At 28.9% G+C, this 14,297-nt stretch carries 13 protein-coding genes and 2 pseudogenes; 8 read left to right on the top strand and 7 right to left on the bottom strand.

Features of this window, described 5'->3' with window-relative positions; translation table 11 throughout:
• Window positions 1–16: 16 nt before the first annotated feature.
• Together nreC and CD034_RS10100 are read left to right on the top strand one after the other, a co-directional pair.
• A complete protein-coding gene (nreC, locus tag CD034_RS10105) occupies window positions 17–670 on the top strand; it encodes a nitrate respiration regulation response regulator NreC (protein ID WP_002448626.1) in 654 nt (217 codons plus the stop codon).
• Between the two features lie 249 nt (window positions 671–919).
• The gene (locus CD034_RS10100) at window positions 920–2,077 is read left to right on the top strand and encodes a nitrate/nitrite transporter (protein ID WP_103288348.1); all 1,158 of its coding nucleotides are present in this window, start codon (window positions 920–922) and stop codon (window positions 2,075–2,077) included.
• A gap of 255 nt (window positions 2,078–2,332) precedes the next feature.
• Here the strand turns inward: CD034_RS10100 and CD034_RS10095 are convergent, their stop codons facing one another.
• Window positions 2,333–2,749 carry an Hsp20 family protein gene (locus CD034_RS10095; protein WP_002488807.1) on the bottom strand — a complete coding sequence of 139 codons (417 nt, stop codon included), beginning with the start codon at window positions 2,747–2,749 and terminating at the stop codon, window positions 2,333–2,335.
• A gap of 233 nt (window positions 2,750–2,982) precedes the next feature.
• Entirely contained in the window at window positions 2,983–3,426 is a 444-nt protein-coding gene (locus CD034_RS10090; RefSeq protein WP_002448339.1) for a MarR family winged helix-turn-helix transcriptional regulator, read from the bottom strand.
• Window positions 3,427–3,707: 281 nt separating this feature from the next.
• On the opposite strand from CD034_RS10090, the gene CD034_RS10085 reads away from it, so the two are divergent.
• Both CD034_RS10085 and CD034_RS10080 read left to right on the top strand, forming a co-directional pair.
• Window positions 3,708–4,067 (top strand): DUF3139 domain-containing protein, encoded by a 360-nt coding sequence (locus CD034_RS10085; protein ID WP_002448406.1) that lies wholly within the window; start codon window positions 3,708–3,710, stop codon window positions 4,065–4,067.
• Window positions 4,068–4,433: 366 nt separating this feature from the next.
• Complete coding sequence (locus CD034_RS10080; RefSeq protein ID WP_002454915.1) at window positions 4,434–5,711, top strand: cation:dicarboxylate symporter family transporter; 1,278 nt, start codon at window positions 4,434–4,436, stop codon at window positions 5,709–5,711.
• A 126-nt stretch (window positions 5,712–5,837) separates the two neighbouring features.
• Here CD034_RS10080 and CD034_RS10075 read toward each other — a convergent pair whose 3' ends face one another.
• The 5 genes from CD034_RS10075 to CD034_RS10055 all read right to left on the bottom strand — a co-directional run bounded on the left by CD034_RS10075 (window position 5,838) and on the right by CD034_RS10055 (window position 11,443).
• Window positions 5,838–6,191: a DUF4889 domain-containing protein gene (locus CD034_RS10075; protein ID WP_002448569.1), complete on the bottom strand. Its 354-nt coding sequence runs from the start codon at window positions 6,189–6,191 to the stop codon at window positions 5,838–5,840.
• Between the two features lie 175 nt (window positions 6,192–6,366).
• Window positions 6,367–6,789 (bottom strand): pyridoxamine 5'-phosphate oxidase family protein, encoded by a 423-nt coding sequence (locus tag CD034_RS10070; protein WP_002448507.1) that lies wholly within the window; start codon window positions 6,787–6,789, stop codon window positions 6,367–6,369.
• Between the two features lie 43 nt (window positions 6,790–6,832).
• Window positions 6,833–8,938, bottom strand: a complete 2,106-nt coding sequence (gene rsp / locus CD034_RS10065) for an AraC family transcriptional regulator Rsp (RefSeq protein WP_002454916.1) — start codon at window positions 8,936–8,938, stop codon at window positions 6,833–6,835.
• 915 nt (window positions 8,939–9,853) lie between these two features.
• Window positions 9,854–10,795, bottom strand: a complete 942-nt coding sequence (locus CD034_RS10060; RefSeq protein WP_017174948.1) for a magnesium transporter CorA family protein — start codon at window positions 10,793–10,795, stop codon at window positions 9,854–9,856.
• Between the two features lie 24 nt (window positions 10,796–10,819).
• Window positions 10,820–11,443 carry a TetR/AcrR family transcriptional regulator gene (locus tag CD034_RS10055; RefSeq protein ID WP_049432532.1) on the bottom strand — a complete coding sequence of 208 codons (624 nt, stop codon included), beginning with the start codon at window positions 11,441–11,443 and terminating at the stop codon, window positions 10,820–10,822.
• Window positions 11,444–11,611: 168 nt separating this feature from the next.
• Between CD034_RS10055 and CD034_RS10050 the strand changes: the two are divergent.
• From CD034_RS10050 to CD034_RS10035, 4 genes and pseudogenes are all read left to right on the top strand, one after another.
• Window positions 11,612–11,950 (top strand): annotated as a pseudogene (locus CD034_RS10050) (YhgE/Pip domain-containing protein); the annotation flags it as partial.
• Window positions 11,951–12,056: 106 nt separating this feature from the next.
• Window positions 12,057–12,217: pseudogene (locus tag CD034_RS10045) on the top strand (MATE family efflux transporter); the annotation flags it as partial.
• Between the two features lie 154 nt (window positions 12,218–12,371).
• On the top strand, window positions 12,372–13,619 hold the full coding sequence (locus tag CD034_RS10040) for a copper resistance CopC/CopD family protein (RefSeq protein ID WP_049432528.1): 1,248 nt from the start codon (window positions 12,372–12,374) through the stop codon (window positions 13,617–13,619).
• A gap of 16 nt (window positions 13,620–13,635) precedes the next feature.
• Window positions 13,636–14,247 (top strand): YcnI family protein, encoded by a 612-nt coding sequence (locus tag CD034_RS10035; RefSeq protein WP_002454921.1) that lies wholly within the window; start codon window positions 13,636–13,638, stop codon window positions 14,245–14,247.
• Window positions 14,248–14,297: the final 50 nt, after the last annotated feature.

The raw sequence follows: 14,297 nt of genomic DNA, 5'->3' as shown, positions 1-14,297 counted from the left end.
AGGGACTGACTTATAATTGAAAATAGTAATTGCAGATGATCATGCAGTAGTAAGAACAGGTTTTTCTATGATATTAAACTTTCAAGAAGATATGGAAGTTGTAGCTACGGCAGCTGATGGAGTAGAAGCGTATCAGAAAGTGATGGAATACAAGCCGGATGTATTAATTATGGATTTAAGTATGCCACCTGGTGAGTCTGGCTTAATTGCTACTAGCAAAATTTCTGAAAGTTTTCCTGAAACAAAAATATTAATTTTGACAATGTATGATGATGAAGAATATTTGTTTCATGTTTTAAGAAATGGTGCTAAAGGATATATTTTAAAAAATTCACCAGATGAACAACTCATTTTAGCAGTACGAACAGTGTATAAAGGTGAAACGTACATTGATATGAAACTAACGACATCATTAGTAAATGAATTTGTAAATGTTTCTAATCAAGATGAAAAAGCAACTAATGACCCTTTCAAAATACTTTCTAAAAGAGAATTAGAAATATTACCATTAATTGCAAAGGGATATGGAAATAAAGAAATTGCTGAAAAATTGTTTGTATCCGTTAAAACAGTTGAGGCACATAAAACGCATATTATGACTAAATTAAATTTAAAATCTAAACCAGAGCTTGTAGAATATGCGCTTAAGAAAAAACTTTTAGATTTTTAAATATATTGAAAGACTTAAATAATGACACTCATATTATATTTCACCAGCACATGATATTCATGTGTTGGTTTTTCTTTGTCTCATTATTTAAATATAGGGGGATTATTAGAGAGTATAAGGGAAACTCCTTATGTTCATATTTTCACAAAGTGATTAAAATTTAAATGTAATCAATAATTAATCACACAAATTAACTATATTGATATGTGATTTAATTAGAGATAATAGAAAATTGATGAAGGTGAAAAAATGAATAAAACTAAAGGTGGTTTTCAACTTACGTTACAAACTTTAAGTCTTGTAGTTGGATTCATGGCTTGGAGCATTATTTCTCCATTGATGCCATACATTTCACAAGATATTAAAATTAATCCAGGACAGTTATCAATTATTTTAGCGATACCAGTTATCCTAGGATCGATTCTTCGTGTGCCATTTGGTTATTTAACAAATATTATTGGCGCTAAATGGGTATTCTTTTGTAGTTTTATTATATTATTATTTCCTATTTTCTTCTTAGGACAAGCCCAATCGCCTGGTATGTTAATGGCGTCTGGATTTTTTTTAGGAGTAGGAGGAGCCATCTTCTCTGTAGGTGTCACTTCAGTTCCTAAATATTTCTCAAAAGACAAAGTAGGATTAGCAAATGGTATTTATGGAATGGGGAACATTGGTACAGCAATTTCATCATTCTTAGCACCTCCTATTGCGGGTATTGTAGGATGGCAAACAACAGTAAGAAGTTATCTTATTATTATCGCTATTTTTGCAATATTAATGTTTTTCCTTGGAGATGCTAAAGAACCTAAAGTTAAAGTGCCTTTAGGCGCTCAAGTTAAAGATTTATCTTCAAACTACAAACTATATTATTTGAGTTTATGGTACTTTATTACATTTGGTGCTTTTGTAGCATTTGGTTTATTCTTACCTAACTATTTAGTTAATAATTTCGGAATAGATAAAGTAGATGCAGGTATTCGATCAGGAGTATTTATCGCATTAGCAACATTCTTAAGACCTGTGGGTGGGATTTTAGGAGATAAATTCAACGCGGTTAAAGTCTTGATGATAGATTTTGTTGTGATGATTATCGGTGCAGTTATTTTAGGTATTTCAAGTCATATTGCCTTATTTACTATAGGTTGTTTAACAATTAGTATTTGTGCTGGATTAGGAAATGGACTCATCTTTAAACTTGTGCCATCTTATTTTGCTAAAGAATCTGGTACTGCAAACGGAATTGTTTCTATGATGGGAGGGTTAGGTGGTTTCTTCCCACCACTTGTTATCACGTATGTTACTTCATTGACAGGTTCAAGTCATTTAGCATTTATTTTACTAGCTGTATTTGGAATACTTGCTTTTATTACAATGGGTCATCTTTACAAAAAAGAATACGCAAAATAAATATACAACGTAGTGCACTAGCACTACGTTTGTTTATTAGCTTATGCTAAGCACCTATTTTTTCAATAATCTAATGTAAAATGAAAGATGAATACAACGTACTTTGATGAGAGGTTGAAATAATAGCACAAGCTGAAACTACCCTCTAAGAGAGTAAGGCAATAATACGAAGAATTATAAATAAGCCAGTAAATGAATGTCTAATCACTCATTTACTGGCTATTTTTCTGAAAGTTATATCTCAACTTCTTTTATTTATTCTACTGTAATTGTAGTACCTTCGTCTTCTTCAGTGACATTCTTAGGTAAAATCACCACTAAAACACCATCTTCATAACTTGCTTTGATTTGATTTTTATTAATATCTTCGAATTCAAAGCGTCTTACCAATTCTCCGCTTGAGCGTTCACTTAATTGAACACTACCTGTTTGCTCAGATACTTGTTTAATGACTTTAATCGTTAAAGTAGCATGTTCATATTTAAGATGAATGTCTTGTTTCTTTACGCCAGGTAATTCGGCTTCTAGAACATATTGATTTTTTTGACTGTAAACATTTGTTGGGAAGCTTTTAGTTGAAAATTGGTTAAATACTTGTTCACCTAGATCACGAAATACATCTCTTGGATTATTTTTAAAAATAGCTTGATCAAAAAATTCTCTATTATTCATATATGAAATCTCCTTTTCAGAGTAATATGTCATAAAATATATTGAAATTTTACAATATCATTATATAAATAGAGATACTACACGTAAAGTAAAAGCAATTTGAAAGTTTGAAGAATTAAAAAGTGAAAGATGTGGAATAAAGAAACATGACAAAAGACGTCGATATTATGTATTAGTTAGAAAATAAAAGAAAGAAGGAACAATAATTACTTAGCTTTTGTCATGTGTATTAACTATTCAGCATTAGAGCCGAAGTTCTCTGAAATAATATGTCTTAAGCTACTAGCAAGGCCATCCGCTTCATCGTCAGAAATATCAAAATCATTAAACACTTGATTAGAAATTTGCTCTAATACTGGTTTAATGTCTCTACCATTTTGAGTTAATGAAATTTGTAAATTACGTTCATCTTCTTTTTCTCGCATGCGTTGTACGTAACCTTTTTTCTCTAATTTTTTTAAGAGAGGCGTTAAAGTTCCAGAATCTAAGAAGACACGTTGACCAAGGGACTTAATGTTTATTTTTTCGTCGTTTTCAATAGCCATAAGAACCATAAAACTTGTGTATGTTAAATCATACTCTTTTAGATAGTGAGTATATTTTTTAATTACCTCTTTTGAAGTAACATAAAGTAAAAAACATAATTGTTTACTTAAATAACTGTCCTTTACATACATATTTTTCCCCCCTCAACTTATTTAAAGATAGTATGAACAATAGCTAATGTCAAGACTATTGTCAGAGTATTATATAAGTTTTTTAATAAATTTAAAAATAAATTTAACTAAGTCTACATATAAATTTAGAATGTTGATTTATTTCAAATTCTAAATTAAATTATTAGTATATTTTGTTACAAAAAAGAGGTATCACTTTAAAAAAGTTACTATTTCATTCATAATTATTTAAATGATAAAAGAAGCTATTTTATTGAGTAAGAGAATGAAGGAGTGCTCTGATGAGTAAGAAGCAAAAGATTATTAGAATTATTATTATATTAGCTATTTCTCTTGTATTAGCTATTGCGTTCTTCTTTGGAACGAAAGCGTATCAAGGGCATAAAAATGTGCAACTTGTAGACAATTATATAGAACAAAAACATTTGAAAGATAAAATTAAATCAGAAAAAACATTATATAGCGCTAAAAGAGGCGTTTATTATAAACAAGTGGTGTTTAAAGACGAGCCTAATTTAACATATATCATTCAGCCAATTGGTACACGTAAAGGTATTTTAGTTGAAGGCTTTGATACGGAAACCAAGAAAAGCATTAAAAGTGCAAAACATAACTATTTCAACCAAAATTATAAGCCATGATATATAATTAATATGTAGAACTAGAGATATTAATGGTGATTACTACTCAAAAAAACAATGTCTATGGAAAAATAGATATTGTTTTTTTTAATGAAATTTTTGTTAAATGGTAAAGGTAAACGAGTTAGTTAAAAAAGGTTTTAGAGTAATGTCATTCATTTATCAACCGCTCTTACATTGAGAAGGTTAAAGATAGTGATTGAATTCCAACATCTATATTCTAAAAAATATTCTCATTTTTCTGTTTTTAATTAATTATTTTTTCCAAATTAAATATGTATATTATTTAATAGTTTTTAATTTGTTATATCCGAATTTTGAATAATTTGATATAATTAAGCGATGTCAGAAGAAGGGGGTTTCAACGTGACTCTGTTCAAGAGAAAAGTTAGCCTACCTATGCAAGTATTAATTGCATTAGTGCTAGGTGTAGTAATTGGTTTATTATTATTTGGACAAACAGGTGTTGCAAATTATATTAAACCTTTCGGTGACGTTTTCTTAAATTTAATCAAAATGATCATCATCCCAATTGTATTCTGTTCACTTGCTTTATCTATTTCGAATTTAGGGGATTCGAAAAAAATAGGAAGCTATGGATGGAAATCAATTCTTTATTTCGAAATTATTACAACCATCGCCATCGGTTTAGGTTTAATTATTGGTAATATTTTTAAACCAGGAATTGGATTAGATCCTGATAAGTTACCTAAAGGCGATATTACTAAATATCAATCAACTGCGTCTGCCGCAGAACAATCTACATACGGTAACCACTTTATTGATACAATCGTAAATATTATACCAACTAATATTTTTGAAGCTTTAACTAAGGGTGAGTTATTGCCAATTATTTTCTTCGCAGTATTCTTTGGTTTGGGATTAGCTGCAATTGGAGAAAAGGCTGAACCAGTTAAAGGTTTCTTAAACGGTACATTAGAAGCCGTATTTTGGATGATTAATAAAATCTTAAAATTAGCACCAATTGGTGTATTTGCATTTATTTGTACAACTGTTATGACATTCGGTGCTTCAGCTTTAATTCCATTAGCTAAACTTGTTTTAGTAGTTGTATTTGCGATGATTTTCTTCATTATTGTTGTTTTGGGTATTGTAGCAAGGATTTGTGGAATTAGTATTTTCTCAATCATTAAAATACTTAAAGATGAATTATTGCTTGCTTTCTCTACTTCAAGTTCTGAAGCAGTATTACCAGTAATGATGAGTAAAATGGAGAAATTTGGTTCTCCAAAAGAAGTGACTTCTTTTGTTATACCAATTGGATATTCGTTTAATTTAGACGGATCAGCCCTTTATCAATCTATCGCTGCTTTATTTGTTGCTCAAATGTATGGTATTCACTTATCATTATCTGAACAAATCATTTTAATGGTGACATTAATGGTTGCATCTAAAGGTATGGCAGGTGTGCCAGGAGTATCTATCGTAGTGTTATTAACAACATTGGGGGCAATGGGCTTACCAGCTCAAGGTCTTGCGTTAATTATCGGTGTAGATCGTTTGTTAGACATGGTTCGTACATGTGTGAACGTTATTGGTAATGCATTATCTACAGTAGTTATCTCTAAATGGGAACATGTCTATGATAAAGAAAAAGGTAAGAAATATCTAGAATCAATTTAAAAAAGGACATCTGACATTTTTAGCGTCGCTTGGATAAGCGATGCTTTTTTATTCAAACAAAAAAGCGAGATAACTGATTTCAAATGAATGTTATCTCGCTCTTTACACTTTCTAATATATCAAAAACTACATGCCTTTCATATCATGCATTTCATGAATTTTCATCATGAGACCATGTGGCACATCATCATGATTTACTTTTGATACTCTAGAAAATGAATCAGAACCTTTTTCTTTTACTAAAAAGACAAAATCGCCTTTTTTCACTTTTACATTAGTGTTAGATGGTAATTTAACATTTTTCTCTACTTTTTCAGTTTGTTCATTTACCATTTTATCAATAGTGTGACTATCTTTCATATAGCCATAGTATGATTCTTTTTGGTGACCATTTAGCATGACAATGGCTAAAATAATGCTAACAATTAACATAATTGCAATTAAAGCAATTCCTAACCCTAAACCTTTTTTGTTCTTCATTAAGACTCTCCTTAAATATATTAATTTATTTGTACAAAAAATAGAATTAAATTACAATAAAAGTTTCACAAAAATTCAATTGTACTTCAACTAATATAAATGAATCATTATAAATAAGCAAATAAGAGTAGATAGAATTCATGATACATTCTATCTACTCTTATTAAAAATAAAATTAAAGATCAATTGTGATTGGTGTATCAATATCATCATCATTCATTAAAGTAATCGTTTTTGGATTTATTTTTAACACACATAAATTAGGATCCTCTTTGGAATCGAAGAATGTTTTATCTTGTGTTTCCCACAACCAATCAATGACTTTCTGATCTTCTACAATGTCAATACTTGCTTCTATTTCAACAAAACTATTATTTGTTGTTTCATTATATCCTAGTAAAATATATGCTTCTGGATTACTTTGAATTTCTTTTACTTTAGAACTTTTATTGCTTGTTTTTGTATATAAATTAAGACCATCGTTATAGAACACCATATATCTGCTATTCGGTTTATTATTATATGCAGTTGATAATACGCCAATTTTAGAAGTATTTAAAACTTTCTCAATCGCTTGAGTCACTTTTTGTTTGTCCAAACTAATCATCTCCTTATTTTATTAATATCCCTTAAAATTAAATTTAAACAGATTTGATATAAATATATTTCACTTCATCATGATGCAATGTCATATTAAATGGATGGTTGGTTTCTTCTTGTATAAATAGTTCTGTTTTAGGTTGATTGCATCTATCTAATTGACGAATAATACTTTTTTCGATGTATACAGGTAAATTATCTTGAGACATTAATTGATGAATCGTCCCATGTTCTTTATTTAATGTATTTGCGATAATTAAGCTGTTTTCATTTAATTTATTTAGTATTTGATAATGTTGTTTACTGTCAGACAAGTAGCGATCATTAATTTTATTAAATAAGATAAAATGGTAATTTCCATCTTTTTGACTCATTAAATAATTATTTGAAATATGGATTGGCACATCGATAAATGCTGCAATAAATTGATACAGATGCATAATTGGGAGTAAACTCCCATGTCGATTAAATAATGCAATAAACATCGGATCATCTTCAAAAAGGTGATAGCAAATACCGCCTCCATATTTTAATAGTGCCGTTAAATGACAAACTAAATCTGCTAATTGAAGTGGATGTTTACCGTCATTTGTATACTTAAAGCAACGTAATGATAAGCTACTATAGACAAATTGAGTCGAAGGTATATTAGAATTCTTTATAAAATGAATGTAGTTTTCGAAGTGAGTATTTGCATGAGTAAATCCGCGTTGGTATTCAATTAATATATTTTTCGTATCAATATTTTCAATGTCAACAAAATAGTAATCAAAATTAAGACGCTTCATTGTATCATAGACCTCTTGTAACTTTTCATACTGATGTAATAATCCTTCCACTAAAACACCATATTTAATCGAACGATTTTTGTTTCTAAGTTTTAAATATGATAGATGAATATCTTGAATAGTCATTGACTTGGTATCAAATACTAGCATAAATCGTACACTTTTTTTATTCCATTTATAATCTTGATTATTTTCTAAAAACGTCATAATTAAATCGTAAAAAGTAGTGAACTCAGATTTATTTTTGATAACGACGGCTAAACTGATATTTTTTTCAAATAATTTTTCGAAGCAGCGATTGAGTAAGGTTCCGTTAATTGAATGTTGATTCATATCACTCATATCATTAATCAAAATGGCTGGTTTAGGTAAATAAGATAAATCGATAACATAATAATCATTAAAAACAAACTGGAATAATTCATTAATATTTTTAAAATGAATAAATGCCTTTGAAGATCGAGTATGTTGAAGGGCTTCTAATTGCTCAAGATCAATGATAGTCGTTTCAGTAGATAAGTGTTCAGTTGTTTCAAATTGAGAGATTAATTCAAAATGCTTAGGTTCAATGTCACTCTTCAATCGTATCGCAGATATAGGATCAGAATGATTCAGTTGAGAACGAAATCGTTTTGGACTTAAATTAAGATAATTTTTAAATTGATTAGTAAAATTGGTATGACTACTAAAACCAGATTGTTCAGAAATACTTGTAATAGAGTCATTCGTACAAATGAGTAACCTAATAGCATGATTGATTTTCAAACTTGTATAATAATCTTTAAAATTAATATTCAATATACGTACAAATAAATTTGAACAATATGACTCAGAAATAAGTGCATGTGCTGCAATATCTTGTAGAGAAATATTGGAAGTAATGTGATCATGAATGAATGTAAGCAGATTAGCTAAGATATGTTGTTCAACAGGAATCTTTGGAATATATATATGAGGATGTCTAATAACTGCTTCTTTATAAAATGTTCGTATAATTTTTGGAATGACTTTGTCATCGTGATGAGACGTGTTGTACATATGTTCGATATTATTTAAAATAATTGATTTGATAAAATGACTTGATTGCAAGAGATGTGCATCAAAGTGGCAATTAAAAAAAGTAGCGTCTTCAAGATAAAAGTAAGCCATTGGTATTTTGAGCTCAATCAGATTTCTTCCTTTATTAATTTGATATAAATCACCTTGATTAATGATTGCAATATGATTTGATAATTGATGATATTTTCCATTGATTGTCATTTCTAATTCATTAGTTAAAGAAAATAATATAAGAACATGATTGATGTTTCTCCTAGGCATAGAAGTAATATTTTCATGTAAAAAAAGAGTACTGCTCATAAATAAGTCTCCTCATCTTGTATAGTATTTATGTGCGGGGATTTAGGTCTGTTTGAATAATAAAAGTTATTATATATGAAAATGAAAGAGATATTAATAGTTAAAAATAAAAAAATTTCGTTTATTTTCAAATGAAAACGTTAACAATTTTATAGATGCACAATATTATTATTTTTTTTAGAATGTCGCATGAGACTATTGGAAATTTTTAGTAGGTTAATGAAACGAATTTAAATGCATAATAAATATAGATTTTGAGTGAAGAGATATAAGCTATCAAATAACGATTCACTTGAAATTAACAATGACTAATTCTGTACATACATCACGATACAACATCATTTGAATATGTAGCATCAAGAATGAATTTACTTATATATTTGATGTAAGCCCCATATATTTAAAATCACTTTTAAAATGTATATCAAGAAATAACATCTTAGAGCATTAGCGACAGATATACAATAGTTTAATGAAACTAACGATTACGGTGATTTAAATAGAAAAAAAGAACATTACTCCTTAGAATAAGCAACTTAGAATAGAAGATGCATACAAATATAAAAAGGTATTAACAGTAGCTAACTATTATATTTAGAATCATTATAACTCCCCAAAAATTTCTATTTAATGTGTAACAGTTTTACATCATAACATCTAAATATACTTTTACTTAATTAAACATCACGAATTATATTCAAAGTTAAGAATGTCAGAATTAGTATTAAAAAAATCCTGGGATAATGAATTGTCCCAGGATTTTTGATGTATTAGTAAGTAGGAATTAATAGGTATGTTTATTGCGTTTATAATTGCCGTGATTGTCACTTTAGTTTTATCACGAAGAAAAGCTTACAAAGCTGCAGCAGAATAAAAAAGTAACTCTTGCGATATATTGCAAGGGTTACTTTTTTATTAAAGTTTTTGCTTACGCCATAAGAAAATACTTACAATAGTGACTAATATCAAAGAGATTCCTACAATAACCAGCCACGAAACGTAACTCTTATCATCAATAGGTAATGGAACGTTCATACCAAAGAAACTAAAGACAAGTGTAGGTAGTGTTAGTAATACCGTAAAAAGCGTTAATGTCTTCATAATATTGTTCATTTCATTTGAAAGTAATGAAGAATACGATGACGTGATACTTTCTAAAATACCTGTGTATAATTCAGTTGTTTCAATCGCTTGGTTATTTTCAATGACTAAGTCTTCTAATAAATCCTCATCTTCTTCAAAACGTTTAATTGCAGGTAAACGGAATAATTTTTTAATAATCGTATCATTCCCTTTTAAAGCTGCTAAAAAGTAAACCAAACTTTTTTCTACTTCCATTAAACGATAAAGTTGTTTATTCGTAATACTATTTTTCAAATCTCTTTCAATACGGATTCTTGATTTATTTAAAAGACGCAAGTTTCTGTTATAGTGATTTGAAATCGTAAGTAAAATATCTAAAGCAAAGCGACTATGAAATTTTAAATTTACGTTATCTTGTCTTGAATAATTTTCAAGAAATTCATTTTCAGCATCACAAATTGTAAAAATCACACCATTTCCAATCACAATACCTAGAGGAATGGTAACAAATGAGAGAACATGACGATTCGTAGAACTTACAATAGGCAAGTCGACAATAATAAGAGAATAGCCAGTATCTTCGTCATATTCAATACGTGCACTTTCATCTGCATCAAGAGGGTCACGAATAAAATCTTCTGGCAGATTGTACTGCTCAATTAAATGCTCAATTTCTTCTCTATCAGGTTCGACAACATTTATCCATGATGCAGATTGGTTTATATTTGTTTCAACTATTTCGTTAGTAGTTGAGTGTTTATATGCAGTCAACATAATTGATAGTTCCTTTCTTAGTCTTTATTTCGCTGTGTCAATATTTAAAGTTTTATATTGATGCTGAACCATTATTCTTAAAGGTCCATGATAAATAATTTTAAAAATATGATTGGTTAAATCTTCAACTGAAAGACGTTGTGGATCATTCACCCAAAATTTAACAGTAGATATTGTTGCACCAGCAACATAACTATGAAAATATTTTTCTGGTATACCTTCAATCTCATGATTTGTACTAATATATTTTTGCATATTTTCCCCGATTAAGGAATAAATTTTTTCTTCAAGTTTTGACTTCCTATTTAATTGTAAGATCGTTTGATAAAAAGTAATATTATCTGAAATATGTTGAAGCATATTTTTTAAAATAATATTAATAAAATTTTTAGCAGTATCTTCTGGATCTTTTCCCATAATATTATGAAGATGATTTAAGAATGTCATTTGAGAAATAAATTCATCTTCCATATCTGATAATAATAAATATTTATCTTCATAATGTAAATAAAAGGTACCTCTATTAATATCTGCACGATCTGCAATATCTTGAATTGTAATTTTTTCTAATTCCTTTTCATTTAATAATTCGATAAATGAAGACTTAATTGCTGACCTCGTCTTACGAACTCTCCGATCTTCTTTCATTCTGCATCAATCCTTTATAATTAATTAACAATATTAGGCATAATGTTCATTAATTAACGATATGATCATTATTGATTATTGTATTGAAGTGATAACCTCATTATAATTTACAACGCATTAAATATTCAACACATTGTTCAATAAATATAGGGAGGTAAGTAAAAATGAATATTTTTTAAAAGTAAATTACTATGGTTAGCACCAATTGCAGATATTTTATTATTAGTGATATTCTCTTTAGCATTTTATCTTGCATTCAACCCAAAACAAATACCGATAGCAGTGGTAAATAATGACAAAGGTTTAGATATCCAAGGTAATAAAGTAAATATTAGTAAAACAATTGAAGATAAATTGATAGATAGTGATTCTGATAGTGTTAAATGGATTAAAGTAGATAAAGAATCAGATATTAAAAAAGGGATTAATGATCATGAATATTACGGCGCAGCTATTTTTAATAAACATTTTTCAAAAAATGCAATGAGTAAAACGCAGTTGATTATTTGAAAAAAGGTGTATTATATTATTTAGATATCTAACTAAATGATATAGGCACAAATGGAATATAATTATTCATATTGAGTTAGTGTGTTAGCATATGAAACGAAACATTATCCTAGTACTATTTATATTAAATGCGTTGTTTGGTTTAACAGGGGTTGTATGGTCATTATTAATCGCTGAAACACTTTGTTCACTGTTAGCAATGTTTATTGTATATGTTTAAAACACAAGTTAACTGTGGACACTCAAGTGTTAGTAGAAGAATAAAATAATTTGATATTAAAGCGAGCTATAAGGGAGGAGATCTCTTATTTAGCTCGCTTTAAATTTATATAAACGATGACATATGATAATAATTATTGTTAAATAAGTTATATTACTTTATTATTGTTAAATGAGTATTTTTTATAGGAGGACGTCAATGGTCATTTTAAAGCGAAGTTCTAAAGTAGCTATAGCGTTATTGATGATGTTCCTATTTTTATTCGTGCCGAGTATGACAAAAATAGCTTCTGCGCACGCTACTTTAGAAAAAACAACCCCAGCACAAAACGGTATCGTATCAAAACAACCAGATACAATCGAATTAACATTTAATGAGCCAGTAAATGCCGAATATTCAGGGATAACGATATATAATGATAAAGGAAAGAAAGTTGCTGATGTTAAACCGAGTACAATAGGACATTCAGATACTTTATCTTTCTCAGGCAATCAATTAAAAGAAGGTACACAACAAATTAAATGGCATACTGTATCTGCTGATGGTCATGAAATTAGTGATCAATTTGAATTTTCAGTTGGTAAAAAAACAGCCAATGGTGTAGATACTACTCCTGTTGCATATGAAACGCCTGCATTTTGGTTTGGTGTGTTTAGATATATCGCTGAAGGCGCAACAATTATTTTAGTTGGTTTATATTGGTTAAACGGTATTGCACGTAGAAATAATTTATCAACATTTGATATTTTCCCTAGACATGTCGCTGTATCATTGATCATGATGATGGCATATATTATGTCACTTGTACTTTATCTGATGACTCTATCATCTGATATTTTGGATTCAGTTTTAACATTTAATCCAAGTGTCTTAATTCAATTCCCATATATACTGAGCGCTGTTGCTTTAATTATTTTAAGTGGATTATTTGTATTAAGAAATATGGAACGAACATGGTATTGGGCTATTTCGATAATTATGATTTTAGCTTTAAGTATGTCAGGACATGCTTGGTCTCAAAGTGCACCTGTTTGGTCAATTATACTTAGAACATTACACTTAGCTGGTATCAGTTTATGGCTAGGCGCATTAATTTATTTGTTTTCTTCAGTATTTACTAAAAAACGAGATGCAGTTGATTTATTGCGAGAAATCTTATTTAAAGTGAATGGAGCTGCTGTTGCAGTTATCATTATTACTGGTATATTAATGTCGATTGATGAAACTAAAATTTTATCAATATGGTCTAATATGCAAACGTGGACAATATTATTAATAATTAAAATCGTAGGAACATTAATGATGATGGCTTTAGGCTTTATGCAAACAACGCGCGCCTTAAACAAACGTTATAGAATTAATAAAGTCTCTTTAATCGTAGAAGTTTCTATTGGTATTATTTTAATACTTGTTGGTGTTATTATGAGTCAAATTAATATTCCATAAAAGGAGATTGTAAAATATGTTTAAAAAATTATTTGCTTCAGGTTTAGTGTTCTTCTTTTCACTAGGTTTATTTAAATATGCTGATGCACATGTAACGATAAATCCAAAAGCAGTTGAACCTGGATCTTATGAAAAAGTGGATGTTCGAGTACCTGTTGAACAAAAAGATCATACTGAAAAAGTCGAATTAGATATTCCAAAAGAAGTACAAGTGTCAAATATTCAACCCGTAGAAGGGTATAAATATAGTTTAGATAAAGACAAAAAAGGTAATATCACAAAAATCACCTGGAAAGCGAAAGATAAAGGCATTGGTCCTAATGAATTTATCGAATTCCCACTTCTTGTAGAAAGTCCTAAAGAAGAAGGCACATATTCATTTAAAGCTGTGCAGACATACGATAATAAAGATAAGGTAAAATGGACGGGTAAAGCGAATAGTGAACATCCTGCTCCAACATTGGAAGTGGAAAAAAATGCAAATGCTGTAACTGTTAAAGAAGACAACGCTAAAAAAGATGAAAGAAGTCAATCATCTTCAGGTGGTTCTATCGCATTGTGGATTATTTCACTTGTTGCCATTATTTTATCTTTAGTTGCATTATTTAAACATGCAAGAAATAAATAAGATATATAATAAAGTGACTTCTAGTGCTTGCTAGAGGTCATTTTTCATAA

The organism is Staphylococcus hominis subsp. hominis (assembly GCF_002901845.1).
Classification (GTDB): Bacteria; Bacillota; Bacilli; order Staphylococcales; family Staphylococcaceae; genus Staphylococcus; species Staphylococcus hominis.
This window is presented reverse-complemented; position numbering and strand designations above follow the sequence as displayed.

Coding starts and splice junctions, on each gene's coding strand:
- CD034_RS10095 (WP_002488807.1), bottom strand. CDS start 2,749: ATGAATAATAGAGAATTTTTTGATCAAGCTATTTTTAAAAATAATCCA.
- rsp (WP_002454916.1), bottom strand. CDS start 8,938: ATGAGCAGTACTCTTTTTTTACATGAAAATATTACTTCTATGCCTAGG.
- CD034_RS10035 (WP_002454921.1), top strand. CDS start 13,636: ATGTTTAAAAAATTATTTGCTTCAGGTTTAGTGTTCTTCTTTTCACTA.
- CD034_RS10040 (WP_049432528.1), top strand. CDS start 12,372: ATGGTCATTTTAAAGCGAAGTTCTAAAGTAGCTATAGCGTTATTGATG.
- CD034_RS10090 (WP_002448339.1), bottom strand. CDS start 3,426: ATGTATGTAAAGGACAGTTATTTAAGTAAACAATTATGTTTTTTACTT.
- CD034_RS10055 (WP_049432532.1), bottom strand. CDS start 11,443: ATGAAAGAAGATCGGAGAGTTCGTAAGACGAGGTCAGCAATTAAGTCT.
- CD034_RS10060 (WP_017174948.1), bottom strand. CDS start 10,795: ATGTTGACTGCATATAAACACTCAACTACTAACGAAATAGTTGAAACA.
- CD034_RS10100 (WP_103288348.1), top strand. CDS start 920: ATGAATAAAACTAAAGGTGGTTTTCAACTTACGTTACAAACTTTAAGT.
- CD034_RS10075 (WP_002448569.1), bottom strand. CDS start 6,191: ATGAAGAACAAAAAAGGTTTAGGGTTAGGAATTGCTTTAATTGCAATT.
- CD034_RS10085 (WP_002448406.1), top strand. CDS start 3,708: ATGAGTAAGAAGCAAAAGATTATTAGAATTATTATTATATTAGCTATT.